This is a genomic window from Legionella sp. 39-23 (assembly GCF_001897665.1).
In the GTDB taxonomy this organism is placed as follows: domain Bacteria; phylum Pseudomonadota; class Gammaproteobacteria; order Legionellales; family Legionellaceae; genus Legionella; species Legionella steelei.
Genome location: NZ_MKTO01000009.1, coordinates 47,433 through 73,944 on the forward strand (window position 1 = coordinate 47,433; position 26,512 = coordinate 73,944).

The following is a 26,512-nucleotide window of genomic DNA, read 5'->3' on the forward strand; positions in this document are numbered from 1 at the left end:
AATACTAATGAGAGGTAGGTTGGGCCTTGGCACAACAAAATCCATGTTATTCTCTTCTTTATAAACATAAGGACTTAGATCTTCACATCATATTGGCAGAGGGAACCGTAGAATCATAATGTAAATAAAATCGATCGGTATTACAAAGAGCCAGATTGGAACCACGATTTTCCATATACCATTGCAGTTCTTGTTTTTCTTCCTTACTTAAACGATTTGTTGTTTGGTATTCAGTAACTAACTCATTAAGTTTCTCTTTTAATAAAATGATATGTTCTCGTTGAGATGTGGTTAATGGGTTTTTAAAGAAAGCAAATTTATTATCTGCAGAGGAGTGTCGTCGGGTATATCCTTTGGAGTGAATTATTTCTTCATAACATGCCTCAAGAAAATCGAGCTTTTCAGTCATTGAGGAGAAATTACTCATAGATGCCTCCAGTGCAGTTTTTGAGAACGCACTATTCTCATAAGTGCTTTTGAATTCATTGGAAACTTTTTTCAATGCGGCCTTTACCTTTTCAGTATTCCTTTCACCAAACATAGAACTAAGTTGCATGTTAACTAACGTAGGAATTAATTCTTTTACTGAACTTTCATCAATTAATACTTCTTTTCCAAAATTTTTGAATTTAAGGGTGGTTAAATTTTTATCCGCCCCTTTTTTATATTTTCCAAATACCAATTTTTGATCTTGGTCAGTGATTTTTTGATCTTTCGCGGGGATTAACTTATCTCCAAGTGTATCAAGTAGTTTGCAAATTTTTTTAAACTCAGTACTAGAGGTTATACCAAAAAAACGATACTTAAGTGTAAGTATTTCGGTGTGTTTATGATGACTGGCTGCTTTTTCGCCCTTATAAATACTCTCAAGTGCTTTTTTAAAAGCCTCCATTTGTTTAATTAGGATGTCATATGGATAGTCCAAACGCTTAATATCAATTTTATAAAGTTTTTTCCAAACATCACGGTGATTCACCATATTCCAAACTATGGCAAATCCATCATCGCTTAACTGCGGGGGCTCGTTGTTCCTAAATAAATTCGCTTGATCTCTATCCTTACGATGAAGCATTTCTTGGAACAGTTTGGCTCCATTTTTCTCGTTCAAATCTATTTTACGGTATGTAAAACTAAGAAACTCACGGTCTACTAATTCCCACATAGTTTTTGACCATTTTTGTTTCGTATGTTTAAAAATAACCTCATTCATATGATTCAACATCATATTAAATTCGGGCATAATCGTATTATGTACTTTTGCATGGTACACATCATGTTCTGTTACTACAGGCATCGGCGTATCAGCATAACCATGGATGTTTTTTGTAGTTGTTTCAACGCCACTACCACGCATACTAATTGCAGTCGGTCTATAGTAAGATTCAACCCCCTCTTTGACTGCATCAATTTCTACCTTTCCTATTTTTGCTCGATTAGCAGCTGCTCCATTGACTCCATATCGTGCAATTTGCAGCGCTTCAATAACGCCGAAAGGTAGGTGAAGATCATACTCTGCTCCATTATATGTTGCTCTATGCCAAGACCTATTTCTCCGCAGAGAATCTCCTAATTGGGGTGTCTTTGAAGGGGCATCTGGTGAAGAAATAATTTTGGGATTACTTTTTGAAATAAAGAAAACCTGCTCTGATTCGGGGGCAGTTGCAATAAGTAAGTATAATCGAAATAGATGCTCCTTATTAAATTGCTCCCCATATGTACCTCTCACAACAGCTGGAAGCCATAATTCACGAGCTTCTTGGGTAAAGTGCCCATCTTCATCTAGAATTCGAAACGTTTTTTCCAGAGGATATTCTTTTGGAATTTGATCTCTAGCGAGTATCGTGGTCATTTGTTGGCGTGTAATTCTGTTTTGTTTAAAGAGCCACAACGCGTAAAAAGTATGCTCCTCTTTTTTTAAAGATTCATCCTCGAAATCGCCACGTTGAATTGCTTGCGCAACGTGCTCTAAGCCTTCTGCTGTAAGAGTGATATGCTCAGGAATAGTAATTGTATTACCATTTAAAAAGTCATCAAAATCATCAGAATGTAGCGTTCTTTCCTCATCTACAGGGAGTTGATTGGTCTCGTTGTCTCTGAATCCAGGATGTTTGTATTTAGCATTTTTATTTTTTCTAGGATTAAATTGACGCAAATCCGGATTAAAACTTACGTCAACACCGGTGGGAATTTCTGATGAGAAAAAACGGCCAAAAAAAGATTGCCATGCCGCCGTAGCGTCAGCAAATGTATCAATTTCAGCTAAGCCATAATTACCAGGCATAAAAAAACACCCAAAAAAAAGAGCACTTGGTGCATTTATTATACTAATAATTTATTACGGTATTATTAACAAAACGAGAGTTACAAACAGAGAGGGCGAGCGGAGAAGGCAGCGTATGGTTTGATTCTAATAGGGAGAGCTGGGCTTCAGCACCGAAAATCGATGTTTCATTTCATCCATGCTTACTCAACTCTTTATATTGACGTGTAGCCTGTTTGCTCTGCTAACTAAAATGGTTTTTCCATTGATGCTATTGTATATTAAACCTAGAGTTAATACTGAGTAATCAGAAACTCATTCTAAATGTTTATTTCAGGACCTAATTAATAAGGGATTAAACGATGCGATTCACTAAAAATATAGGTTTTATTCTGCTTGCTGTGTACCTGATTATAGTAGCTCTTACTGTCTTGGCTCCTGGAATTGCTATTCCCAGTACCATCACTGCAGTAGTTGCTTTGGTCGCTGCAATTTTTATCCTCATAGGCAGATAAAGACTCCTATAATCTGCACACTTTAATGCGTAGGTCGGGCCTTGGCCCGACAAAATCAATGTTACTCCAAACTAGTTCAATCATTAGTTATAATTTCTTTTCATTTTATTCTTCATTATAAAAGGCAAACTGGCGATGTTGATTGTTTTTGGTGGGTTACCTGGAACAGGAAAAACGACGATTTCTAAAATTATAGCCACGCGTTTGAAGGCGGTTTATCTGCGAGTGGATACCATTGAGCAGGCTTTAGTCAACTTAGATAGTTATCCTGGTTCATTAATCGTTGGTTCTGAGGGGTACTTAATCAGTTATGCGCTTGCTCGCGAGAATTTGGCTTTGGGTTTACATGTAGTGGCTGACTCGGTTAATCCGATTGCTATTACACGTCAAGATTGGCAACAGGTAGCAAAACAAACTGAATCAGATCTAATTGAGGTTGAGCTTATTTGTTCCGATGAAAAAGAACATCGACGTCGGGTAGAAGGGCGCATTGCCGATATAGAAGCTCATAAGTTGCCTACATGGCAAGCTGTTTTAGAGCGAGACTATGAGCCTTGGAAAAGTAAGCAAATTGTGATTGATACATCAAAGAATTTAATTGATGAGTCAGTGGCGATAATTATGAGTTATATCGCTTTGAAGTAAGTTTAAGCTGTGAATACACCGACATTTCCCATATTGATCATTTTAATGGAGTTCGTATAATTCATAGCAAGTTATTCATTGTAAATAAAAAAGAAATAAACCTATGGCCTATACAAATAAATGCCCAGTAACACTTGAACTGCTTACTAAAGAAAATGCTTTTTTAGTCAAGGTTCCGCTATCAAAGGATAACAATAAGTATTACTATATCAGCGATAAAGAAACTTTAGAGAAGCTCACGGCGTGTCCATTTACAAGACGACAAGCTGATTATTATGTGCTCCCCTTATCAGAACTCTTAGGCAATCATAAAACCGCCGATTCTCAAGATGTCGCGAGCAAACTGCTCAAAGACGATGATGCTAATACACTGATTGAAGATAATGCTGCTCTTGCTGCAATTGATAAAGCAAATAAATTTAATTGGCAATTAAAGAATTTCAAAAATAAAACAAACAACCGTGCTGCAACAAGTCAGCGGGCTCCATTGGCTTTTACTAATATCCAAATACCTGCAACTAGGATTTTGCCACCCAATCATCAGTTTATCAGTGATTATAAAGCGGGTTTTTTTAGGCATCCTTTGCCATTGCGATCCGTTTGGGACATTTTTAATGACCTCAGTGGCAATGATTTTAGAAGATATCGTAGAATAGTTAATGAATTAATGAATGATGCTCAATTAGAAGAGCATGACTTAATATTTCTTATGCGTGCTCATAAGCTCATATCTGAGCTTGATGATGGCCGTTATAAAATTGCATTGAATAATGCAGTATATGCTCAGATAACACGATATGTAGCAGGATTTTTTGTGTTAACTAATACCATGTCAATAATTTTAGATTTCGTTAACAATGGTTTTTCATCATCGATGTTTTCCGGAGCTTTGAGCATTTTGCTTCTTGATCGCGTTCAAGATACTCTTGTGCATATATTGAGACAAAATAAGCAGTTCGATGTTATCTCGGCTTTCAATACAATACTTGTTGATATTCCTAAACAATTAACAAGACGCTCTGGTATTGAGAATAGCATAAAAAGCGCGGCATCTAATGCTTATGAATTTGTAAGGACAAATTTAAGTTTTCTCCATAATAAGTTTGTAAAATCAGAGCCTGTACAGTATGAGCTTCCTGATGATTTAGCTCGGGCTTCAAGGCAATTCAACTAGCTTTGGAATGTCGAGCCAAAGCTCGACCTACGTTGAGGTTATTATGCATCCATACACTATTCATCTCGCTCAAAATCATGGGGGAGTACTCCACTACCTCGGAAATAGATACCTCACTCTCCCAGATCTGACAGGACATATGCGTCCAGATAATAGCTGGTTGAATGAGCACTTCTCAGTATTATTAGCAAATAATCAGGGTCAAAAATACAAGAAAGCAATTGAACCCTTCGCAGGCTCTGCTTCTTGGAGTATGGCGGCAATGGAGATTGGCTTTGCTGAAGAGTACATCATCAATGACAGTAATAAAGTGCTAATGCAGACACTGCAACTCATTAAAAATAAGCCAGGGATTATCAAGGAATCCTATACCAAATTGATAAATGACTTTGATGCCGCGCCATCAAAGAAAGCGTTTTTCCTTGGGGTATTGGCGCATTACAATCAGCTAACTGTTGACGAAGAAAAAGCATTGCTACTGCCCTTCATCATTAATCATTCATGGGGTGGAATCCTTTTTTATGATCAGGACCTTAATCTTATCTATCGTGAAGGTGAACTATTTGAGGGAAAAAAAGCCGACCGCTTTTTGGAGAAGGCGAACTTATCTTTAGCGCAGTTTATCAGTGAAGTTGACAGGGCCTCTAAGTTACTTAATACCAATCGGGTTACATTCAAAACCGGTGATTTTATAGCGACAATTGCTGATGCAAAACCGGGCGATTTTGTGGGAATGAATCCACCTTACCCTGAGAACGAGCGTTCTATTTCCGAAAAAATAGGGATGTATTTGGAACTTTATGCGCCTGAAAAAATGCACCACAATTTAGTGCAAATTCTTCAAGATCTTGAAAGGCAAGGTATACATTACTATATGACTTATGGGTGTTATAACCCCGAATTTAAAAATTATGTGATACGTAATGAAAACCATCAGCCCATTAATTATTTTCGTGTTTTAGGCTATGAACAGTGTGTTTTTGGAGTATTTCTTGATCAGATGTATTTTTCTTCTCAATTTTCGATCCCAAGCAATGTGTGTATATTCAAAGCAGAGGATGTTTTGAGGGGCCAAGATTTAACTCTTGAAGAAGCACTAGAACAATTTAAGCGGTTAGAAAAACTCTTGTGACATCAATTAAGGGAGCTTTTCTGTTTGCAGCGCATTCTCGATTATGCTAAGAAATTCTCTACGATTGGGCCAATTGGTCTGTTATTGCCTCTTTTTTTAAGAGGATTCATCAGACGCACGCGATCCTCTATATCTCTGATGATGGCTGTGAACGCGAGTAATCCACCTACGTTAATTTTGGATATCGCGATTTCTACCGGCAATAATATTCGATCACGATGCTCGTCCATAAATGAGATTTCGCTCGTTCATTTGCCTCGAACGAACGGGAGAGCGTGCAAATTAAATTGCATTATATTGCCAAACAATTAAAAAATAATCCTGTAAATTCCTGCTGTCTATTGGCGTTATGAGACAGGTTGGATGGTATTTAAGCCTACGTAACAATCGTAGGTCGGGCTTGATCCGACAAAATCAAAGTCACTCCTCAAACCACTACAGTGCTATTTCTAGGCATAAATGGATGCTCATAAAATGAGCAGTATGTTTTTGTAAAAATATCAACCCTTTACTATTATAGTTATTATATTGCCTCGTAAATGGAATTTAAGAATGCCTCGACAAAAAGAAAAAAAGGATGTTGGGAACAATGGCGGATCGTTTGATCTCCCCAAAAGTCATGTCTCAATGGAAGATAGATTGCGCGATATTCTCGAAGCGATTGAGTCGGTACGGCGAGGTGACTTATCCAAGCGCTTAAAAAAAGATCACTATGATATTTTTGGAGAAATAGCGGATTCCTATAATAGCATGATGGAAGGATTAAGTAGCTTTACTTCAGAAGTTACTCGTGTCGCTCGTGAGGTAGGTACCGAAGGTAAATTGGGCGTCAAGCACAAGTTCCCGGTGTTACAGGGACGTGGAAAGAATTAACCGACAATGTGAATGCGATGGCGGCAAATTTAACCAGCCAGGTGCGCAATATTGCACAAGTCACCACTGCTGTTGCCAGTGGTGATCTCAATCAAAAAATTACTGTTGAAGTAAAAGGCGAAGTACTGGAGTTGAAAAATACCATTAACAAGATGGTTGATAATTTAAGATCGTTTTCTGGTGAGGTAACACGGGTTGCAAAAGAAGTAGGTACCGAAGGGAAATTAGGTGGGCAGGCGCAGGTTCCTGGCGTCACCGGCACATGGAAGGAGTTAACGGATAATGTGAATGCGATGGCGGCAAATTTAACCAACCAAGTGCGTAATATTGCACAGGTTGCGACTGCAGTTGCTAAAGGTGATCTGAATCAAAAGATAACGGTTGAAGTCCAAGGTGAAATGCTGCAACTGAAAGAAACCCTGAATAAGATGGTGGATAGTTTGACCATCTTTGCTTCAGAAGTAACACGGGTCGCCAAAGAAGTGGGTACGGAAGGAAAGCTTGGTGGGCAAGCACAAGTGCCTGGTGTGACTGGTACGTGGAAAGAATTAACCGACAACGTGAATGCGATGGCGGCAAATTTAACCAGCCAAGTACGTAATATTGCTCAAGTTGCGACCGCGGTTGCAAAAGGGGATTTGAATCAAAAGATTACTGTAGAAGTATTAGGGGAAGTGTTGCAACTGAAAGAAACAATCAACAAGATGGTCGATAGCTTAACGATTTTTGCTTCAGAAGTAACGCGGGTGGCCAAGGAAGTGGGTACGGAAGGAAAGCTTGGTGGGCAAGCACAAGTGCCCGGTGTGACCGGTACGTGGAAAGAATTAACCGACAACGTGAATGCGATGGCAGCAAATTTAACCAACCAGGTGCGCAATATCGCGCAAGTCACAACAGCTGTAGCGAGCGGTAATCTAAATCAAAAAATTACTGTTGAAGTAAAAGGCGAAGTATTGGAATTAAAAAACACCATTAATGATATGGTGGATAATTTAAGATCATTTTCAGGTGAGGTAACGCGGGTAGCAAAAGAAGTAGGTACTGAAGGAAAACTAGGTGGCCAGGCGCAAGTGCCTGGTGTGACTGGTACATGGAAAGAATTAACCGATAATGTGAATGCGATGGCAGCAAATTTAACCAGTCAGGTGCGTAATATTGCACAGGTTGCAACTGCGGTGGCTGATGGTGATCTGAATCAGAAAATTACGGTTGAAGTCAGTGGAGAAATTCTGCAGCTTAAAGAAACACTGAACAAGATGGTTGATAACTTAAACCTTTTTGCCGCTGAGGTAACGCGAGTTGCGAAAGAAGTAGGTACTGAAGGAAAATTAGGTGGCCAGGCCTCAGTGCCAGGAGTAGGCGGCACTTGGAAAGAATTAACCGCAAACGTGAATGCGATGGCGTCTAACCTTACTGATCAAGTGCGTAATATTTCAAAAGTTGCGGTCGCAATTAGCGCAGGGGATTTGACGCAAAAAATTACCGTTGAAGCCAAAGGCGAAGTATCACTTCTAAAAGAAACCATCAATAAAATGGTTGATGACCTCAATCGCTTAGCCAGTGAGGTATCGCGTGTGGCGCAAGTAGCGGGTAAAGAAGGTAGATTAAATGAGCGTGCTAATGTTGAGGGGGTTGGCGGTAGTTGGAAAGATATTGTTGATAAATTAAATAATCTCCTTAATTCAATTGCTACACCAGTACAAGAGGTCATTCGTTTGGCAGTTGCGCTTTCTATGGGGGATGTGTCGCAACGCGTCAGTATTGAAACTCAGGGTGATATTAGAACGTTATCTGATGCATTGAATAAGTCTTTTGATGATTTAGGCGCGTTAATTCGTTTTGCGATGGATAGTTCGACCAAAGTTTCTGGCGCATCAGTACAGCTCGCAGATATTTCCAAGCAAGTGAGCAATACGTTGCAGCAAGCTGCAAGCACGACGCAACAAATCGCTGTTGGTGCGAAAGAACAGGCGAAAAAATTGGAGTCAAGTACACGAATCGTTACGGAACTCTCTAAATCGATTCAACAAGGGGCCACAAATTCACGCACAGCAGCGGAAGTAACTCAAGAGGCAGCAAAATTGGCAAGCAGGGGTACTGATGCAGGAAAACAAGCGGCAACAAGGCTCAAATCTATTGATGATATTGTGAAGTCGAATACTGACACTGTAAAAGATCTGGATAAACGAGCTAAAGAAATTGGGGTAATCGTTGGTACGACTAAAGACATCGCCGACCAAACTAACCTTCTGGCTTTAAATGCGGCGATTGAAGCGGCACGAGCTGGTGAGGCAGGGCGTGGGTTTGCTGTAGTGGCTGACGAAATTCGCAAGCTTGCTGAAGGTACCAAAAAAGCAGCGGTGCAAATTGAGGGCATGGTTAATACCATTTTGGAGTCGACTACTCAGGTGGTTGAAGGTATGACCACAGGTACACAGAAAGTCACTGAATCAATCGATATTGTCAATGAAGCGCTCAGTGTTCTTGGACAAATTAGTTCTGGAACCCAGGAAATTACCATCAAGGCACAAGAAATTTCTACTGCAACATCAGAGCAAGCGAAGGCGGCCTTAGCCGTTGCAAAAACAACAGAAGAAATCTCGGCAACATCAGAGCAAGCAGCAGTTGGTGCTGAACAAATGTCCTCATCAATTCAGCAACAAACGGCCAGTATGCAACAAATGACGGTGTCTGCTTCGAATTTATCAGTTCTGTCTGATGAGTTAAGAACTGCATTGAAACGATTTAAAGTGGCCTATATGGCTTCTGAAACACATGTGCTCAGGAGTGAATAATGCCGAATAGATCTTCATTATCGCTTAAAATAAAAGAACAACAATTGATACAACTTATCGTATTTCGGACGGGCAATGAAGAATTTTGTATCCCCATCCATGACGCTCAAGAAATTATCAAGGTAGTCCCTATTACACCTATTCCTGACTCGCCTTATTTTATGCGCGGATTAATCAACGTGCGAGGTGATGTTGTTGCTATTATTGATATTAAGACTCTTTTTTTTCTTCCCACGACCGATAATGATAATCCAAAGCACATTATCATCACCAAACAAAAAAGTGGAATTTTTGGGTTAATGGTTGATGAGGTCGTAGAAGTGTTACGCGTAAGCGGTGCGGATATTAATCAAAATCCTTCGAGCCTTATAAATATTCATGAAAAATATGTGAATGGGGTAGTTATTGATGAAAATCGCTTAATCATTTTATTAGATTTAGCGAGCATCTTAGCCCAAGAGGAACTGACAAAGTTATCAGCTGTAGAACGTACTTAAAAGTATGGTTGTAAGCGTTCACGACAATACGTCATCCCCAATGGTGCTCAAATTAAGAAAGCACTCCTTGGGATGCCGAGATGGTGAGATCGCTCCAGAAATTTCGAAAGAATTAAGAGAGTGGGTGCAGCAGATCCCAGCTGAGGAGAGTATGATGGGTAAGACCGTGATGATTGTAGATGATTCCAGTTTCATGCGGACAATTTTAAAAGATATTTTAAATAGACATTTCGCAGAGCTTGATATCATAGAAGCTGATGGTGAAACAGCTGCTTTACTTCAGCTTAAAACTAAGTCACCCCATCTCGTGCTGTTAGATGTGATCATGAATGCAAGTGAAATAGAAGGAGTAAAACTTTTAGAGCAGATTCATGATCAATATCCACTCATCAACGTCTTAATGATTACCTCTGTTGGTCATGCATCGATTAAGGAGCAATGTAAATCCCTTGGTGCGAAAGGATACATCCAAAAACCATTTGAGGTTGAAGAAATTACAAGTGAACTAAAAAAATATTTATAACTCACCATAGGTGGCGTTCATGAATGATGATATGAACAAATACATAGAGGATTTTCTTAGTGAGGCAAATAATCATATCAAAAATATGAATTTGACACTTATTGATTGGGAAAAAGCTCCAGACAATAAGAAAAACCTCCAAGATATTTTTCGTTTTGCTCATACGTTCAAAAGTATTTCTGCAACAATGGGGTTTCAAAAAATAGCCAATTTAAATCATGCTATTGAAGATTTATTAGATGCGATTCGCACTCAAAAAATTCCACTCAATAAGTGTATTAATCTTTTATTTAATTGCTTTGATTTTTTAAAAGAAAGCTTAAAAGAAATCTCAGAAGGAAAGCCTGAGCCTGCTACAGAGACACTGATTCAACAAATTAAATTGGTATTATCGCATGATGAGAAACAAATGGCTGATCTCTCAACGCTCAAATCGTTGGGTACTCTGGAAGCAGTGACAAGCATCGAGGTAAAAGTTGACCGTCTCGATAAGTTACTCAACCTGACGAAAGAATTACTCATTAACAAAATGAGGTTAGAAAGTTTAAGCGAAACGATTCAATCCTCAGAATTAACTGCAACTGTGGGTATTCTGAATCAAACCCTCAATGAGTTACAGTATCATGTCATGCAAATTCGACTCGTGCCTGTAGGATTTGTTTTCGATCGTTTTTCACGCATGGTCAGAGATCTTGCGAAACAGCAAAAAAAACAAGTGACATTGCATACAGAAGGTAGAGACATCGAGGTTGATCGCTCACTAATCGATGCGATAAGTGAGTCTCTTGCGCACTTAATCAAAAATGCGATTGATCATGGCTTAGAATCCTCTGATATGAGAAAGGCGAAAAAGAAAGCTGCGGAGGGAAGTATTACATTAAGTGCAAAACATCAAAAAGAGTTTGTAGTTATTGAAGTGAATGATGATGGTGCTGGACTTGATCTGGAGTCCATCAAAAATATTGCGATACGCCGTAATTTATTACCAACAAGCGCAGCAAAACTAGAAGTTACAAATGCTATCTTTTCTGGGATTTCTACTACTGAAAAAGTGACGGATATTTCAGGAAGAGGGCTAGGCTTGTCTATAGTCAAACAGACAATTGAATCCATTAATGGGACGATTGCTGTCGCCACTGAAAAGGGAAAAGGAACTCAATTTACGATAAAAATCCCACTAACCTTAACTGTTATTCTTGTTTTATTAGTGCGTCAAGGCAAGCAGATTTACGCGCTCCCCTTAAACAGTATCGAGCGTTTAATCAATATATCGCGTCAGGAAACAGCAAGCCTCTTGCATCAAGAAGCTTTTGTATATGAGCAAATAAACGTTCCTCTGTTGCGTTTATCCGTTCTCTTTAGAGAAAAAGTAGTGATAGAAGAACGGCAATCCATTGTTGTCTTAAGAAAAGAAGAAGAACTATTAGGTTTAATTGTAGATACGTTGCTTACCACTGAAGAAATTATTACCCAACCTATCAATCCAAGCCTTCGCGGTAGTAAATTATTCTCTGGCACGGCATTATTAGGATCAGGAGAGACGATTTTAATTGTAGATATCGATGAACTTTTTCTATGTTTAAAATCAAAACATGCAGGATGAGTCATTATGAAGATAGAGAAACGATTCAATGAATTAATGAGCTTTGCGGCATCAGAAGCAACCTTTGCATTTTCAAAATTATTAAACCAGCAGATGACGCTGGCAGGCACTGACGTCAGTGTGCAAGTATGTGAGGTCCAAAGTAGCATTAAGGAGAGCATCAAAGAAGAAGTTGCCCAGATTAATCCCAACTTGGGAGGTGCTGTCATTATGACTACCCCATTGCTTGGTACTTTAGAGGGTTTTGGTTCATATATTTTACCAAGAACTTCTGCTTTAAAAATCTGTGATGTGCTTTTGCATAGAAACCTTGGGTCAACTATTCAATTAGGAAGCCTTGAAGAGTCTGCTCTATTGGAGTCGGGAAATATAGTTGTTGGCTGTTTTTTAAATGCTTTAGGTTATGTGTCCGTATTAGATAATATTTTGCATAAAAAAATGACTCTTACGGTTAGCGCCGATAATGAGATTCCTAATTTAAGTTATATAAGCTCTAAAAGTGAATATAGAATTCGTGTTAGCTTTTATATGAAACATATCGTTCAAGAGGATCATCAGTGTGCTGATATTGATGGGATTTGTGTTTTTTTCTTTGACAGTGCTAAAGTGACAGAACGATTAAATATGCCACACAATCCTGAAAAGAGTTGGTGAACTCATAATAGATTGTCACTGCTTTTTTCGGTAGAGGGTTGTGTTTCTTGCATTTCCCTATTAATAATAAATTAATATTAAAATGTTATTATTAAGTTGTAGCGATATCATCTCCTAGGTTATAAATCATACACTATCGCTACTTTAAACTTTTCTATATACAAACATCAAAAACATAACCGGTGTTATCTCGAGTGACGCGAAACCCTGCCATCTATTCTTTTTTCTCATACCCCTGATTGATACATCGAAACCAGCTTTGCTTATTGGATTGAATGACACGTAATAGTTATTTAATCATTTTTTACTATAATTAAACAAAAAGCATCCTTTTATAGGGGACAAATCCTATGATATTCAAAATTGCAGGTGTGGCTACGACACTTAGCTTTGATGTACTACAGGATGTCATTTTGCGCGCATTAAAAAGCGAAGGTAAAGAATTTACGATTGAGGTTTTTGATGAGCGTGATAATCATATAGCCTCTGCACTCATCGATGTATCTGGTTCATCTGTTGCACTTGACGAACTACCTCTTACAGAACATTTTAAAAACACTCACATAGACAATCCAACGGCAATTGTTGCGCAAAAAAATACAATTCTAGCTGCCTTAACGAACTCACTAACACAACTCAATGACGAAATTAAAAGACAGCCCGGACGGGTGGCTGAGCAACTTGTTAAGTACCGAGAGCTTTTTATGTATTACCCTTTTGAGGCATCGGCACTACATCAATTTATTCATAACAATAAAGAATATCAAAGCGTCTTTGAAGCGTTTTTACCCGGATTCTCTCAACTGAGCACAAAGGAATTTCAAACAGCATTAGGAGGTCTTTATGGAGAATTCGTTTCTCGAGAAAAAGACCTTGCTTCAACTCTAATCGATGAAGAACAAAGAAAAGATATTGTTCGCAAGTCTGAAGCGAGCGTCGCTCGTAAACAAGGAGAAATGGCCGCTTTCCTTGCTGCCCCCCAAAATGTACCTATGCTTGTTTTTTTGGCTGGTGAATTACCAAAATTCGCAGTCGCCGCTGCAGCTTGGGATAGCTACTCGAGAAGCGCTCAAGAAAAGCATGCTCAAAAGCAAAAAGAACTCGAGGAGCAATTTAATCACGCCAGGCAAAAAGAAATCTTAGCAACTGATACGCGTTTGCAAACGTATGCTCGAAGTGTGTTGGGCTTATACATTAAACAGTTCCCGGAACAATACAAGGAAGCTACCAGGATTGATATCCCAGAGCAGTTTTTAAAACATGCAGGCATGAGGCAAAAAATTATAAAGCTATTATTCCCAGCCGAACCTAGAATGGACCTAACTAAACCTTTAAAACAGCCTGATTTTGAACACGTGCTTGCATTAATTAATAATGATTCTTTGGTCAACAATCCCAAATTGATGGATTTATATGTTCATGAATATATTGACAACTATTCTCACAAACAAAATTTCAAAGAGTATAACCTGTCCTATCTGTTTTTAGATAAATTTCATATGAGCGAGAGCACGTTTGAAAAGACTAATCTTGCAAATTCAACCTTATCCAATGGCCGCTTTTTCAATGCAAGTTTTGAGAAAGCCATTTTAACTAATGCTGATTTACACGGCTCTGACTTTTCTTTTGCCAATTTTTCGGGCGCAGATTTGCGTGGCGCAAATCTCAAGGGAGCCATACTCGATTATGTCCACTGGGGGCGTGCTGTACTTTCTGAGAGTACAGTAATTGATTGGGATAAGTATGGTGCAGATATCATATTAAGCCAGTTAAAAGCTATTGGCCAGGCAACGGATTTAAATAGAGCGCAACAAAAGGCGGAAGCGAAACAGTGTATCAATTTGATTTTACCCAAGATCAGTTCGAATAAATCTTTATTAAAACTGGTTGCGCTTATTGAGGGTAAACACAAGGACTACGCATACCTTAGAGAGGAACAAGCGCAGTGGCGTTTTAACCAATATGGAAATACGAGAACATGGTCAACCATCATTGGCCGAATTAAGGAACAGTTAGACTGCAATGTTGCCCTGGAGGGTAAAAAGCAAGAAGAGGAAAAGGAGAGCTATACCGGAGAAGAGTACAAAACCTTTCTTAAAATCATGGACGAGCATCGAGGCCGAGGGTTTGGATCTGTTTCTCATTCCAAATTATATGAACATTTTTCTGAGGATGAGCTGAATGGTATACAATCAATGAAGATTTCTAAAAAATAGATGTCAATGTAACCATACTAGAGTAAGTCACACACTTTGTTCGTAATCACATCTTCTCAATGTGTACAAATACCGATATAATTGCACAACGATTAAAAAGCATTCTGCTCATAAATACAATCGTCTATTATCCTGATTTAAGAAGAAGCCATCATGCTATCCAGGTTATTTCAGCTACCACTTGTAGCGCTCATTGTTATCTCACTATTGGGTTGCTGTATGGAAATCGACATTTCCTTGCCCAGTTTTCCTAGCATTATGACGTTTTTCGGCAGCACAGAAGCACAAGTCCAAAGCACTTTAAGTCTTAATTTTTTAGCATTCTGCCTTTCTGGTTTGCTCTATGGTCCATTATCTGAAGCTTTAGGACGACGTGGTTTAATGCTTTTTGGAGCAACCTGTTTCTTAATTGGGGCAGTTGGTTGTGTGTTTTCATTTTCGATATACCAATTAATGTTTTGGCGTTTTATTCAAGGTTTGGGCGCAAGTAGCACGGTAGTGATGGGGTTTGCCATGGTCTCGGATCGGTATCATGGCGAAGTGGCTGTACATTATATTGGTAAAATTAATGCTTATGTTACTATTTTTATGGCAGCAGCGCCTATTTTAGGCAGTGCCATTATCAACTATTTTACTTGGCGCGCTAATTTTTCCTTCGTAGCTATGATTGCTTTGATTTCATGGTTTTTTTTGATATGGCAATTACCGGAAACCAAAACTGAAAAACAACCTTTAAAAGTTTCGACCCTCTTTAAAGACTATTGGACGGTTTCCACACATGGGCCGTTTTTAATTTATGCCAGCATGCCCAATATGTTAGTTACAGCTTATTTAACTTTTGTCGGTAGTGCGTCGTTTTATTATATTAACACCTGTAAATTAACTTATTTCCAATTTGCCATGCAGCAAGGATTAATTGTCTTACTCTTTTCGCTTACCAGTTTTTATGCTGAAAAAGTGATCAACCGAATTGGAAGCCGAAAAGCAGTTCATTTAGGGATGATGTGTTGTGCTATATCTATTGTGCTTTTTACTTATTTCGCATTCCAGTATCCTGATTCACCACGTTTGATCACTTTTGCCATGTGCTGGTTGGCTGTGGGCTGCGCATTTCCGATGAGTGTGATTTTTGCACAATCTTTGGAAATTTTACCGAATCTCAAGGGTGTGTGCTCTTCATTCATCATGTCAACGCGTTTGTTTATTTCATCTGGAGCTGTTGCTTTAACGGGCCTTTTATTTGATGGCTCGATGCGCCCCGTAGTCCTTGTTATTGATGGGGCTATCATTTTAGGATTGGGCATGTATTTTATCATAGAACGCAAAATGCTTCCTAAAGACAGCCTAGTAAATGCCGCTTGAGATTCTTTGTATTGTAGCCTGGGTGAAGCGACGCGGAACCCGGGGAACAGCGTTTGATTTTTTATCTGCAATTCGGGCTACGGCTTTTCCTTCACCCAGGCTATTTTTTGACTGCCAGCAATCGTGGTAGCTGCCTTAAATTTTTAATTGATGGGCCTGTTTGTTTTTATGAATTGATTGTGTTAAAAGTCATGTACCTAATGCTGCAATAACGCTGCAAATATCCTTTATTATCAAGAGATTTTCATGGATGAAAATAATAATAAATCCCTAACTTTCCGTGTTTGGGTAGTCTGTGCGCTGGGTTTGTTTATTGATGGTTATGATTTATATATTGCTTCAGTCGCAGAGCCATTCATTAATGCGATATATCATCCTTCTGCGCTTATGATTGGTCTTACGCAGGCAGCAGCGCCTCTCGGTGCAGTATTCGGTGCAATCATTGTTGGGCGATTGGCGGATATGCTGGGTAGGAAAAGCATGCTCATTATCAATCTTATTTTTTTTGTATTTATTGCTATTTGTTCTGCTTTTGCCTGGAGTATCACTTCTCTTTGCATTTTTCGATTTCTACTTGGTTTTGGCGTTGGTGCTGATTATCCCATTTGTGCCGCCTACTTGGCCGAAATGATCCCTGCTCAAAAAAGTGGACAATTTATTGCAACTGCTATGTTTATTAATTGTCTTGCTTCGCCAGTAGGCGTAATTGTTGCCTGGTTTTTATTTAAACTACATCCTCAGCTTGATGTCTGGCGGTGGATATTTGCTTCAGGGGCAATTCCTGCGATAGTAGGGCTGTTATTCAGAGCCAAGTTACCAGAAAGTTTTTTATGGAAAGTCCATCAAAATTTAAAACCGCAATCAAAACGTTCTGTTTTGACACATTACCGACTGATTTTTTCTCCAAGAATGATAAGAGTTACTCTGTGCCTTTGTTTTTGCTGGTTTTTATTAGACATATCCTATTATGGAATAGGACTATTTACTCCTTACGTGTTACACGCATTTAATCTGTCTAGTGACGTTAATTTCCTGAGTGCACAAACTGAGGTACTGAAAAGTACTTTAGTGGTCAATGTTTTTGTGTCCTTAGGTGCTTTTGCCGTTATTTTTTTTGTTAATCAAGTACCGCTGATTAAACTGCAGCGAATAGGATTCTTTTTTTCATTTTTGGGATTGCTAATCCTGAGCATAAGCTATCTGTTTCCAAGCCTCGGTATTATTTTTACCGGGTTTATATTATTCAATTTTTTTATAAACTTTGGTCCAGGAATTACAACGTATCTTTTGCCAGCAAAGATCTATAGTCCTGAGTTTAAAGCTACAGGGCATGGCTTAGCGGCAGGGACTGGAAAATTGGGAGCATTTATTGGAACTATATTTTTACCAATTTTCCAAGCCCGACTGGGTATCTATCTGACATTAGCTATTCTTGCTAGCACTCTTTTGCTGGGGTGGTTGTTCACAAAATGGCTAGAACAAGAAGAAAATAAATTAACTAATTTCTCGGATTCAATTTCTGAAAGTACATTGTTATCAACGTCTTGAAAGGTGAAATTATGGATTATCAATTGAGTGAAGAACAACACCGTTTTTGGAAAGAGCAGGGATTTGTGTTCATATCCAATTTTCTTTTTGGGGATATGAAACAACAACTGCAAAGGTGGTGTGATGAGTTAACATCCTGGCCTGAAACACCAGGAAAATGGATGAAATATTTTGAAATGAATGCCCAGGGAGAACGTCAACTTTGTCGCGTTGAAAATTTTATTGATTATCATCAAGGAATGCATGAGGTTGCCAATAGTGTGCGCACTATAAACTTAGTATCTTCATTAATGGGAGAGCAAGCTGCGATTTTCAAAGAAAAAATTAACTATAAATTTCCTGGTGGCGGGGGATTTAAGCCACATCAAGATGCTCCGGCGTTTATTAGTTTTAAGCAGCGTTTTCACATCACAATGATGGTGGCTATAGATGATTGCACTTTAGAAAATGGGTGTTTGCAAGTGGTTAAAGGCGGTGCGAATAAGCCGACAATTCTTCCTCAAGAGGCTGACGGTTCCATTAAAAATGAGATGGCTTCCAAATTTCACTGGTCTCCAATTGAATGTAAGACAGGAGATATTATTTTATTTGACTCCTATCTACCCCATTATTCTGAGCCTAATCGCAGTAATAATCCTCGTCGGGCAATTTTTATTACCTTTAGTAAATTTTCTGAAGGTGGGTTTAAACGTGATGCCTATTATAAGGACAAGCGAGAACACTTTCCGCCTGACTGTGAGCGTGACCCCAATAAAGATTATTCAGCAGGCGCTGCCATTTATAATGTTGCTAATCCTATTTCTGAAGTGATGCTATGAATACCATAAATTATATTGATCAAAAAATTGATAAGGTTTTTCACTATTTATATGATGCTAAAAATTTGGATTACATAGGAGAGCCTGTTTCCCAATTTGAACATGCACTACAGTGTGCTTATTTTGCCGAGCAAGCAGGGCATAGTCAGGAAGTCATTCTTGCATGCTTATTTCATGATATAGGACATTATGTTTTGGACAATCAAAATAGGATGGCTGATTTAGGTGTAGTACATCATGAATGGATAGGGGCGAGTTTAGCCTATGGGCTAGGATTCTCTGCAAAAGTTGCTTTGCTCATTGGCCATCACGTGAATGCCAAGCGTTATCTGGCAGGAAAGAAAAAAGAGTATTTTGAGCGTTTATCTGCAGCAAGTAAAAAAACGCTTTTTTTTCAAGGCGGGGTGATGCTTGAAGAAGAGATGGTGCTTTTTGAAAAAAATATCCATTTTAAAGACATATTACGTGTGCGGGTTAATGATGAAAAAGCCAAAGAAATGGACATAGAGATCCCCGACCTTACTTATTATCGCCCTTATTTATACAGGCATTTTGAGGAAACTGAGAGAACAACTGAGAGCATAATGCTCCCCGATTATGTTGATGATAAATGGGTAGAGCAATTTAAAGCATTTCTGGAGAGTGAATGCTATGAGAAAGCGAGTATGTTGGGTTGAATAACCCAACTATCCTAAGTGCATTAATGCGCCTATAAAAGATAAAAGAGGATTTGGCACTTCATGTGCAACGGGGGTGGCTGGAGTAAACAAATAAAGAATAAGTGTTATCAGAAAAATCAGTGCAGAAACATAAAATATAATTTTTACTGGAGATTTTGCTGAAGGATTTGTTCCTTTCTGTCTATATTCGATGACCCCTGAAATAATTGCTATAACTAAAAAAATAAAAGCTATTTTCAACATTTTATCTTTCCTTTTACAGAGTTAAGGATCATTCATCGCATTTTATGTAAAAACAAAAAAAGCGTGAGTACATTAAAAATACAACTGCTTATTAAAGAGTATAACAACGATTTTTAAAGAGTGCTTGGATATGCAATAATTGTTCTTTATGAAAAAATATCGATCTATTTAAAAAAAATGTTAAAATAGAACCTGATCGTGTAAGCCGGTTGCCCGATTATCCCTCAAGGGCCAAGAATAAATGCACATGCAAACAACTCGTGAAAAAAAACAACTGTGGATTATTTTACTTATTGTCTTAATTAGTTTTGTCGGTTCCTCCATCGTTTATCCTATTCTTCCACCTTTGTTTTTACAATCTACCGATCAATTAATTATCTCTCCGGAATGGAGTGAAACGGGTAGACGTATTTTACTGGGGCTAACTCTCGCGATTTTTCCTCTGGGACAATTCATTGGCGCTCCTATTCTGGGAAGAAATTCTGACTTGTATGGACGCAAAAAAATACTGGTCCTTAGTTTGGCTGGAAGTGTGCTCGGGTATGTGTTGACTGTCATTGCGTTTTGGATAAACAGTTTTTGGCTACTATTATTTAGTCGCTTTTTAACAGGATTCATGGAGGGTACTTTTGCTGTTGCAAGGGCATTGGCGTCAGAACTGACTACCATTAATAAGTTTGTAAGCTTTGGGCGGATCAACAGTATGGCTGGTGTTGGTTACATTATTGGACCAATCATTGGTGGCTTATTATCCAACTCACAACTTGTGCCTTGGTTTTCATGGTCATTTCCTTTTACTGTTGCAGCACTTGCGTCAGTGATAACTTTAGGACTTGCTTGGTGGAAATTGCCGGAGCATAAAGCCACACGCACACCCCAAAAAGAATCTATACTAAGACAACTCAATATTATCCAACAATTCAAACTTTTGTTGCAGCAACACCCGCATTTGAAACCGTTACTTATTATCAGCACGTTGTTTACTTTTGCAGTAGATATGTTTTATGAGTTTGGTCCGGTTTATCTGGCCGGAAAATGGCTCATGTCACCCAGCATGATTGCGCTGTATAATGCTGTTTTATCCGCGGCACTTGCTATAGGCGCTTCATGGCTTCCACGTCTTCTTTCAAAACACCTACCTATTCATAAAATTATTATTTTGGCCATGCTAGCGACTACTTTGATTTTTGCGGCGATGATTGCTTTGCAAAATCCCATAGCGATGTTTTTCTTTTTTGCGCTCATTGGATTTAGTATTACCAGCGTTGTAACCACTTTGACAATTCACATCTCAAATAGGTCACATGCAACCATTCAAGGTGAAGTCATGGGGGCGCAATTAAGTTTGCGCACGCTAGGTGATGCCATTATTTGTTTTGCCGGTGGTTTATTGATTGTTTTATCCATTATTTTGCCCATTATTTTATGTAGCCTCACTGCATTGACCGCCTGCATTCTCTGTTTGATGTATTTAAAACCGAAGGTCGAAGAGTTTAAGAAGGATTCACTTACATCGTAAGTGTTTGTTTGATCAACTATACCTGGAATATCACTGCAAAGCTTCTAGATGTTTGTATGGCCAAGTTTTTCCTCAATTATGGTGGTCCAGGAGGTTACTATTTTGCATCTGACTCAAGAGAATATCGTTAGTAATGAAATAAGTTGGAAACTTTTCTCTATTATGATTTTTCATCCATTGAGGTGCTGCAAAACGCATCTTTATTTTCAAATTGTTCTAATATTTATAATAAGCAGTGTGATATTTGGAGAAAACAATGCCTAGTGTTGCCGAGGAATTAATTAAAGAGCGTAAAATAAAGCAGCAGATAGCTCAAGAGGCCTATGATGCGGAAGTGCTTAAGTCAATATTAGGCCAAAAAAAAATACAAACCGTTTATGAGACTATGCTCAAAGATGGTAGTGCAGATCCTAGTAAGTTTTTGAGCACTATGGAGAGTTCCGAAAAAGCCGCTCATGCTGCTGCACGGGCGAAGCATGAGTTGAATAATGCTAAAGCTGAGGTAGCTCATGGAGAGTATCTGAAAGAGAGAGAGGGCTTAGATGCTCAAAAAAATACGCTTGAGCAACAAGGTAAATTTACTGCGGAAATGCGCAAAGAGTATGAGCAAAAATGTGAAGCGGCGTATCAAAAATATGTAGATACAAAAAAACAATTAGATAAAGATAGCGAGGCAGGCTGGAATGCATATAAAGAGTTTTGCCAAGATAATAGGAAAAAATATGATGCTCTTATAAATCCCGATGACACTATGAGTCTATCTGCACCTTCTGAAACTCAGACTTCTCCAACAGTAGTTACACCGCTACCATCTGCTCCCAAAAAGGATGTGTCTGTTGTCAGTGCACTCAATGATGAGATTATGAAGAAATTTCAAGAAACCTTTAAAGACAATCAATGGTACAAAGATAATCCACCGAAAAAAGGTGATGATGGTAAGCTCAGCTTAGCCTTCAAATCAGATGAGGATATGCACACATTTTTCGAAAAGCTTGCTAAAGAAAATAAAAATTTTATCATCGTTGATGGAAAAACAAATGAAGTTATGGGGTATGCAAAAGATGGAAAATTGTGTCACGCAAACGGAGATGAGTTTAAGAAAGGAGACGCACTCAAACCGGGAGGCACAAAGCTCGATTCTTTCAAAATGCCAGAGCCACAACCAGAGACAACACAAAGCAATACGCTCTAGTATGTCAATGCAACTCACTATGCTATCCCTGCACAGGCAGGGAGCAATTTATTGCTAAATCATGGATGGATTTTCCGTCTGGCGGGAAATGAATACCACAAAGCATGTTCGGAGATTAAACCTCAGCAATCGCGGCATGTTCAATAGAGATTTGTTTCCTAGCACTTTTATGAATCATGTAAATCAATGCAGTTCCTAAAAGGGCACAGACTGGTATAACAAGCAAGGCATGATGGTATGATTGAAGACTGTATTGTCTTAATCCATTTGCACTTAAGCCTCCTTCCCAGTAACAATCCATGATTTTACCAATTAAAGTATGAAAAAATGATCCACCAAACATATTGATACAATTTAGAAACGCTATGGTTATTCCTAAATGTTTACTGGATACGAGGGTCGCCCCTGCTGCAAAGACAATTACTTGATAGCAGCACATTAATCCGATAGTGAAGAATAAAGCACTAAGTAGCCACCAATTGCTTACATTCTCAGTAAGAAGTGCAAGAAAAGCCAGGGATAGCCCAACGCCACAAATTCCTATTACTGTGTAACTTCCTAGTTTCTTGCTAAGAAAAGCAAGTACTGGCCCACCAAATAACATACCCACGAAAATAAAAGAGACAAGTAGGGCTGCATCCGATTTAGTTAATCCATAAGCGGTAGTTAAATAGGGCACGCCCCATACATCAGCAAAACCTTCAAGCGCACCCACCAGCAGCAAATTAGCTAAGGCAAGAACCCATAATCTCTTTACAGTAAATAAAACAGATAAATGAGACACGTTTATATCAGGCGATTTTGTTGTTTTAAAGTTTTTTGGGGTCCGTACAATCAAGTAAGTTAAAAATCCTATAGCGATAGAACAGAGCGCTAAGATGAATCCTACATGCTGGCCACCATAGTTTGAGAGTAAGTGAGTCAATGGTCTGCCGCCATAGACTGCCCCTAACAGTCCAACACTAAAAGAAAATCCAATCATTTGAGAGTACTGATTGTTACGAAACCATTCAGAGACAACTTTGGATACCCCTAAAAAACCAACAGCCGAACTTGCTCCAATTAAGAATCTGCTGAATATAGCGAGGTGAAAATTATTGGTAGAGGCAAAGAGTAGGGCACCCAAGCCACAAAGGAGAGCAAAGATAAAAACTATTACTCTGGCGCCAAATTTTTCTAGTAAGAGCGCCATAGGGATTTGCATTCCAGCATATCCATAATAATAAAATGCTGCCAAGAAGCCAAAATTGGATGCATCGATAGAAAATTGAGTCATTATTTCTTGCATCATCAATCCTGGCCAAAGACGTAATATAAATTGAAGCGCAAAAAATGAAAGTGGAAAAAACCACATAACAAAAGGCAAGTAATTGTTTGTAAATTTAAAAAAATTGTTGTGAGTCACGATACCCTCCAGCATTCATAATCAGTTATTTAAAAATCCGAGTGTCTCCCTAGAGAGGTTCGGATTAGGAAATAGCTGACCGCTCTAGGGTAAAGAGGGCAAAATAATAATAATCTGTGCTGAAGAAATTGCTACAGCCAAAGAATCATGGCATAGCGATACTTTTGCAGTGGACACTGCAGGGAATGTATTGCTTTGGTTCGTTTGACGATGATTCATATTGATGGCAGATTGATTAAATTTTATCTATTGTTTGGTTAACATATCAAATTGGACTTCATGGTGTCAATTTAATTTTTTGAAAGATGTCAATTTGTACCCGTGCCATTCCCATGCAGGCTGGGCTGTTCAGTCTGGCCTAACTTTATTTAGCCATTTTTTTGAGGTGGTTGGAATGACATTTTCACTCCAAATTGTCTAAAATGAGCATATGGATATTAATAACATACTCATATGGACATAAACTATAAGCTTGTGAAGCCCTCTATTGTTTTTAAAGAATACGTGAATAAGTATGCTTACATTGGATTAAGTATTTCCATTATTAGTATATTAATCGCTTCATTCATCGTGTCTTATCAAATAACAGGCTTTATTAACGTTAATGGCTTTCTTCGAGCACAATCATCAAATCCTGCGATTTGGATTCTTGATCTCACCCCCTTTCTTTTCGCTTATTGGGGGCAGGCGTTTTGTTATGGATTGGCCAATACGGCAGAAACACTTGTTGCGGATAAAACTCAGGAGCTTCTCTATAAAAGCGGTGATCTGGAGTCAAAGCTAAAATATGAGAGTGAGCATGATTTTTTTACTCAGTTGCCAAATTCGCTTCTATTTCGTGAGCAGGTTACGCAAGCCATTAATAAAATTGAGAAGTCGAATGAGTTGGCAGTTATTCTCTTAAAGTTAAATGACTTTAAAGCAATTCATAATAATTTCGGTAATTTTAATGCAAACAGTGTCTTAATGCAGTTCGTAAAAAAATTAAAAGATATGTTACTTTCCCCTTTTATGCTCCAGGCCACTATGGGCATGAATAGTGTTGCCCGGATGGAGGGGGATGAATTTGCTTTATTGTTGCCAAGATTGAATAAAAATATTAATTGGGACAAGCTGTTGAATGCCATTATTGATGCGACTACGCTTAATTTTATTGTGGACAGCATTCATGTAAACATCAGTACTACTGCGGGTGCAGCTATCTATCCCCATGATGGGGATGAGGAGCTCTCATTAGTCAATCATGCGCGCACAGCAGTTTTTCATGCAAGAAAGAAGGACAAGCCTTTTGCTCTTTATCATTCAAATATGGAAGATGATTTTACTACAAACCGAATTGTGGTGAATGGCTTAAAAAAATCAATAGAAAATCAAGAAATGAAGATTTATTTTCAACCCACAGTTGAACTGGCAACAGGTAAAATAATAGGTGCTGAGGCTATGGTCAGCTTTGTGCATGAAAAATATGGACTAATCAGTATGGAAAAATTTATATCGCTTATTGAGGGAACAAGTCTAATTCAACAATTAACACGGTTTATGTTAACCAATGTCACAAAACAATTAGCGCTTTGGCATCAGGCTGGACATAAAATTTTTGTGTCGGTTAATTTATCAGGCCAAGATGCCATTGACAGGAAATTACCTGCTTTTGTAGCGAAATTACTTAATGAAAATAAAATTCCTTCTGAGTATTTAATACTCGAATTCAATGAACGCGCCTGCTTAGCAGAGCAAGCAAAATCAATTGATGTGTTAAACCAATTAAGTAATCTAGGTGTTAAAATCGCGATACATGATTTTTGTAGCGGTTATGCTTCATTTATTTATCTGGTCAATTTCCCTATCAATGAAATAAAAATTGAAAAGTCTCTTATTTTGAATATGGTTAAAGATAAGAAAAAATCTAAAATTGTCGAGGCCATTATTAAACTGGCCCAAACTTTCGAGCTAGAAGTTTTGGCCGATGGAGTAGAAAGCCAGGAAATTAGAGAGCAACTGAAACAGTATGGTTGCAGGTATGGGCAAGGGTTTTATTTCTCTCGTCAGATGAGTCCGTATGAGTTTATGGTGTTGTTAACTGCGGATGCAGCATAGTCATAGCCCAACACTTTTAATTAGTTAAACCAGTCCCAGGCACATTTTTTTTATCTTTATCTGCAACAGGATCAGGCGGGGTAACTGCATTAAATACACCAACTTTTCCTAAAGCTTCAGCTAAGCTATGGGGACTCTGAACTGAAACACTGGAATCTGCAAGTTCACTGGTCATGGGCTTTGGAATAGATAGATCTATGCCAGGCGGGGGTGGTGTTACAGGCGGTATTGTTGTTTGCAGTCCAGATGACACTGCTGATGGTATGACGGGTTTAGGGTAAGTTTTAGAGAGTGCTTCACCTACTGGAACCCCTGCTTTTGTTTGAATCACGGCTCCAGTCAAACCTATTTTATCGGCCGCTTCTATAGCCCCCTCTACATATTCTCTATTCGCTGATTCGAGAATCAAATCAACACTTTTTCCAGCAAAAAAGCGATTAAGGGTGCCATCAAATAAACAAGGTGCGATGTCTTCTTTTCTCTGCGTACATAGGTTTAAATCGCCTCTATAGGTTACTTTATTATATACTCCTTTAATGGAGGCCAATAATTCAAGTAGTTTGCCTTTAACAACCTCATCATTGTATGGGGTGCCAACATCTATCTCTGTGTATTGCATGTCTTTTGGCTTGAAATCTTTGATTCTCGCTCTGAGTAGGGGCGCGGCATTCATTTTAGACTGAAGTTTATCATGATAACTTGCAACAACCAGCTCATGGCCGGGGGTAATTGCATAAGTAATATAAATTGAAGGCATAATA

The 26,512-nt window shown here is 38.6% G+C and carries 23 protein-coding genes; 18 read left to right on the forward strand and 5 right to left on the reverse strand.

Translation table 11 applies throughout. The features are described 5' to 3' along the window. Positions 1–82: 82 nt before the first annotated feature. Complete coding sequence (locus BGO44_RS04700; RefSeq protein WP_273198933.1) at positions 83–2,281, reverse strand: hypothetical protein; 2,199 nt, start codon at positions 2,279–2,281, stop codon at positions 83–85. A 341-nt stretch (positions 2,282–2,622) separates the two neighbouring features. On the opposite strand from BGO44_RS04700, the gene BGO44_RS04705 reads away from it, so the two are divergent. The 4 genes from BGO44_RS04705 to BGO44_RS04720 all read left to right on the forward strand — a co-directional run bounded on the left by BGO44_RS04705 (position 2,623) and on the right by BGO44_RS04720 (position 5,726). Next, positions 2,623–2,775, forward strand: coding sequence for a hypothetical protein (locus BGO44_RS04705; protein WP_273198931.1), 153 nt, complete (start codon positions 2,623–2,625; stop codon positions 2,773–2,775). 135 nt (positions 2,776–2,910) lie between these two features. Next, positions 2,911–3,420 carry a P-loop nucleotide/nucleoside kinase family protein gene (locus BGO44_RS04710; RefSeq protein WP_273198928.1) on the forward strand — a complete coding sequence of 170 codons (510 nt, stop codon included), beginning with the start codon at positions 2,911–2,913 and terminating at the stop codon, positions 3,418–3,420. A gap of 103 nt (positions 3,421–3,523) precedes the next feature. Continuing rightward, positions 3,524–4,594 carry a hypothetical protein gene (locus BGO44_RS04715; protein WP_273198926.1) on the forward strand — a complete coding sequence of 357 codons (1,071 nt, stop codon included), beginning with the start codon at positions 3,524–3,526 and terminating at the stop codon, positions 4,592–4,594. Between the two features lie 43 nt (positions 4,595–4,637). Further along, positions 4,638–5,726, forward strand: coding sequence for a DNA adenine methylase (locus tag BGO44_RS04720; protein ID WP_273198924.1), 1,089 nt, complete (start codon positions 4,638–4,640; stop codon positions 5,724–5,726). A gap of 41 nt (positions 5,727–5,767) precedes the next feature. Here the strand turns inward: BGO44_RS04720 and BGO44_RS04725 are convergent, their stop codons facing one another. Next, positions 5,768–5,956: a hypothetical protein gene (locus BGO44_RS04725; protein ID WP_273198922.1), complete on the reverse strand. Its 189-nt coding sequence runs from the start codon at positions 5,954–5,956 to the stop codon at positions 5,768–5,770. Between the two features lie 322 nt (positions 5,957–6,278). Between BGO44_RS04725 and BGO44_RS04730 the strand changes: the two genes are divergently transcribed. The 11 genes from BGO44_RS04730 to BGO44_RS04780 all read left to right on the forward strand — a co-directional run bounded on the left by BGO44_RS04730 (position 6,279) and on the right by BGO44_RS04780 (position 19,292). Beyond that, positions 6,279–6,599, forward strand: a complete 321-nt coding sequence (locus tag BGO44_RS04730) for a methyl-accepting chemotaxis protein (protein ID WP_273198921.1) — start codon at positions 6,279–6,281, stop codon at positions 6,597–6,599. 17 nt (positions 6,600–6,616) lie between these two features. Further along, entirely contained in the window at positions 6,617–9,394 is a 2,778-nt protein-coding gene (locus tag BGO44_RS04735) for a HAMP domain-containing protein (RefSeq protein WP_273198919.1), read from the forward strand. Then, a complete protein-coding gene (locus BGO44_RS04740; protein ID WP_273198917.1) occupies positions 9,394–9,891 on the forward strand; it encodes a chemotaxis protein CheW in 498 nt (165 codons plus the stop codon). The genes BGO44_RS04735 and BGO44_RS04740 overlap by 1 nt, the downstream gene beginning before the upstream one ends. 40 nt (positions 9,892–9,931) lie before the next feature. Beyond that, positions 9,932–10,414 carry a response regulator gene (locus tag BGO44_RS04745; protein WP_286822686.1) on the forward strand — a complete coding sequence of 161 codons (483 nt, stop codon included), beginning with the start codon at positions 9,932–9,934 and terminating at the stop codon, positions 10,412–10,414. A 19-nt stretch (positions 10,415–10,433) separates the two neighbouring features. Next, positions 10,434–12,017, forward strand: a complete 1,584-nt coding sequence (locus BGO44_RS04750) for a chemotaxis protein CheA (RefSeq protein ID WP_273198913.1) — start codon at positions 10,434–10,436, stop codon at positions 12,015–12,017. Positions 12,018–12,023: 6 nt separating this feature from the next. Continuing rightward, positions 12,024–12,671: a hypothetical protein gene (locus BGO44_RS04755; RefSeq protein ID WP_058511995.1), complete on the forward strand. Its 648-nt coding sequence runs from the start codon at positions 12,024–12,026 to the stop codon at positions 12,669–12,671. Between the two features lie 350 nt (positions 12,672–13,021). Beyond that, a complete protein-coding gene (locus tag BGO44_RS04760) occupies positions 13,022–14,887 on the forward strand; it encodes a pentapeptide repeat-containing protein (protein WP_058511996.1) in 1,866 nt (621 codons plus the stop codon). Between the two features lie 153 nt (positions 14,888–15,040). Next, positions 15,041–16,249, forward strand: a complete 1,209-nt coding sequence (locus BGO44_RS04765; protein ID WP_273198910.1) for a multidrug effflux MFS transporter — start codon at positions 15,041–15,043, stop codon at positions 16,247–16,249. A gap of 246 nt (positions 16,250–16,495) precedes the next feature. Next, on the forward strand, positions 16,496–17,797 hold the full coding sequence (locus BGO44_RS04770) for an MFS transporter (RefSeq protein ID WP_058511998.1): 1,302 nt from the start codon (positions 16,496–16,498) through the stop codon (positions 17,795–17,797). Between the two features lie 11 nt (positions 17,798–17,808). Continuing rightward, on the forward strand, positions 17,809–18,615 hold the full coding sequence (locus BGO44_RS04775; RefSeq protein ID WP_058511999.1) for a phytanoyl-CoA dioxygenase family protein: 807 nt from the start codon (positions 17,809–17,811) through the stop codon (positions 18,613–18,615). Beyond that, on the forward strand, positions 18,612–19,292 hold the full coding sequence (locus BGO44_RS04780; protein WP_058512000.1) for an HD domain-containing protein: 681 nt from the start codon (positions 18,612–18,614) through the stop codon (positions 19,290–19,292). Before BGO44_RS04775 ends, BGO44_RS04780 begins: the two co-directional genes overlap by 4 nt. 9 nt (positions 19,293–19,301) lie before the next feature. On the opposite strand, the gene BGO44_RS04785 is transcribed toward BGO44_RS04780, so the two are convergent. Next, complete coding sequence (locus BGO44_RS04785) at positions 19,302–19,538, reverse strand: hypothetical protein (RefSeq protein ID WP_058512001.1); 237 nt, start codon at positions 19,536–19,538, stop codon at positions 19,302–19,304. A 241-nt stretch (positions 19,539–19,779) separates the two neighbouring features. On the opposite strand from BGO44_RS04785, the gene BGO44_RS04790 reads away from it, so the two are divergent. Both BGO44_RS04790 and BGO44_RS04795 read left to right on the forward strand, forming a co-directional pair. Then, positions 19,780–21,057: an MFS transporter gene (locus tag BGO44_RS04790; RefSeq protein WP_273198906.1), complete on the forward strand. Its 1,278-nt coding sequence runs from the start codon at positions 19,780–19,782 to the stop codon at positions 21,055–21,057. Between the two features lie 256 nt (positions 21,058–21,313). Beyond that, on the forward strand, positions 21,314–22,249 hold the full coding sequence (locus BGO44_RS04795) for a hypothetical protein (protein ID WP_286822693.1): 936 nt from the start codon (positions 21,314–21,316) through the stop codon (positions 22,247–22,249). Between the two features lie 115 nt (positions 22,250–22,364). Here BGO44_RS04795 and BGO44_RS04800 read toward each other — a convergent pair whose 3' ends face one another. Further along, positions 22,365–23,669: an MFS transporter gene (locus BGO44_RS04800; RefSeq protein WP_193393438.1), complete on the reverse strand. Its 1,305-nt coding sequence runs from the start codon at positions 23,667–23,669 to the stop codon at positions 22,365–22,367. A 438-nt stretch (positions 23,670–24,107) separates the two neighbouring features. On the opposite strand from BGO44_RS04800, the gene BGO44_RS04805 reads away from it, so the two are divergent. Then, positions 24,108–25,751 (forward strand): putative bifunctional diguanylate cyclase/phosphodiesterase, encoded by a 1,644-nt coding sequence (locus tag BGO44_RS04805; protein ID WP_058512004.1) that lies wholly within the window; start codon positions 24,108–24,110, stop codon positions 25,749–25,751. 16 nt (positions 25,752–25,767) lie between these two features. Here the strand turns inward: BGO44_RS04805 and BGO44_RS04810 are convergent, their stop codons facing one another. After that, the gene (locus tag BGO44_RS04810; RefSeq protein ID WP_273198902.1) at positions 25,768–26,508 is read right to left on the reverse strand and encodes a hypothetical protein; all 741 of its coding nucleotides are present in this window, start codon (positions 26,506–26,508) and stop codon (positions 25,768–25,770) included. Positions 26,509–26,512: the final 4 nt, after the last annotated feature.

Bases quoted from the DNA above. Each gene is read 5' to 3' on its own strand.
- BGO44_RS04770 (WP_058511998.1), top strand. From the start codon at position 16,496: ATGGATGAAAATAATAATAAATCCCTAACTTTCCGTGTTTGGGTAGTC.
- BGO44_RS04760 (WP_058511996.1), top strand. From the start codon at position 13,022: ATGATATTCAAAATTGCAGGTGTGGCTACGACACTTAGCTTTGATGTA.
- BGO44_RS04710 (WP_273198928.1), top strand. From the start codon at position 2,911: ATGTTGATTGTTTTTGGTGGGTTACCTGGAACAGGAAAAACGACGATT.
- BGO44_RS04720 (WP_273198924.1), top strand. From the start codon at position 4,638: ATGCATCCATACACTATTCATCTCGCTCAAAATCATGGGGGAGTACTC.
- BGO44_RS04755 (WP_058511995.1), top strand. From the start codon at position 12,024: ATGAAGATAGAGAAACGATTCAATGAATTAATGAGCTTTGCGGCATCA.
- BGO44_RS04795 (WP_286822693.1), top strand. From the start codon at position 21,314: ATGCCTAGTGTTGCCGAGGAATTAATTAAAGAGCGTAAAATAAAGCAG.
- BGO44_RS04725 (WP_273198922.1), bottom strand. From the start codon at position 5,956: ATGGACGAGCATCGTGATCGAATATTATTGCCGGTAGAAATCGCGATA.
- BGO44_RS04780 (WP_058512000.1), top strand. From the start codon at position 18,612: ATGAATACCATAAATTATATTGATCAAAAAATTGATAAGGTTTTTCAC.
- BGO44_RS04800 (WP_193393438.1), bottom strand. From the start codon at position 23,669: ATGCTGGAGGGTATCGTGACTCACAACAATTTTTTTAAATTTACAAAC.
- BGO44_RS04700 (WP_273198933.1), bottom strand. From the start codon at position 2,281: ATGCCTGGTAATTATGGCTTAGCTGAAATTGATACATTTGCTGACGCT.
- BGO44_RS04805 (WP_058512004.1), top strand. From the start codon at position 24,108: ATGGACATAAACTATAAGCTTGTGAAGCCCTCTATTGTTTTTAAAGAA.
- BGO44_RS04740 (WP_273198917.1), top strand. From the start codon at position 9,394: ATGCCGAATAGATCTTCATTATCGCTTAAAATAAAAGAACAACAATTG.
- BGO44_RS04705 (WP_273198931.1), top strand. From the start codon at position 2,623: ATGCGATTCACTAAAAATATAGGTTTTATTCTGCTTGCTGTGTACCTG.
- BGO44_RS04730 (WP_273198921.1), top strand. From the start codon at position 6,279: ATGCCTCGACAAAAAGAAAAAAAGGATGTTGGGAACAATGGCGGATCG.
- BGO44_RS04785 (WP_058512001.1), bottom strand. From the start codon at position 19,538: ATGTTGAAAATAGCTTTTATTTTTTTAGTTATAGCAATTATTTCAGGG.
- BGO44_RS04775 (WP_058511999.1), top strand. From the start codon at position 17,809: ATGGATTATCAATTGAGTGAAGAACAACACCGTTTTTGGAAAGAGCAG.
- BGO44_RS04750 (WP_273198913.1), top strand. From the start codon at position 10,434: ATGAATGATGATATGAACAAATACATAGAGGATTTTCTTAGTGAGGCA.
- BGO44_RS04715 (WP_273198926.1), top strand. From the start codon at position 3,524: ATGGCCTATACAAATAAATGCCCAGTAACACTTGAACTGCTTACTAAA.
- BGO44_RS04745 (WP_286822686.1), top strand. From the start codon at position 9,932: ATGGTGCTCAAATTAAGAAAGCACTCCTTGGGATGCCGAGATGGTGAG.
- BGO44_RS04765 (WP_273198910.1), top strand. From the start codon at position 15,041: ATGCTATCCAGGTTATTTCAGCTACCACTTGTAGCGCTCATTGTTATC.
- BGO44_RS04735 (WP_273198919.1), top strand. From the start codon at position 6,617: ATGGCGGCAAATTTAACCAGCCAGGTGCGCAATATTGCACAAGTCACC.
- BGO44_RS04810 (WP_273198902.1), bottom strand. From the start codon at position 26,508: ATGCCTTCAATTTATATTACTTATGCAATTACCCCCGGCCATGAGCTG.
- BGO44_RS04790 (WP_273198906.1), top strand. From the start codon at position 19,780: ATGCACATGCAAACAACTCGTGAAAAAAAACAACTGTGGATTATTTTA.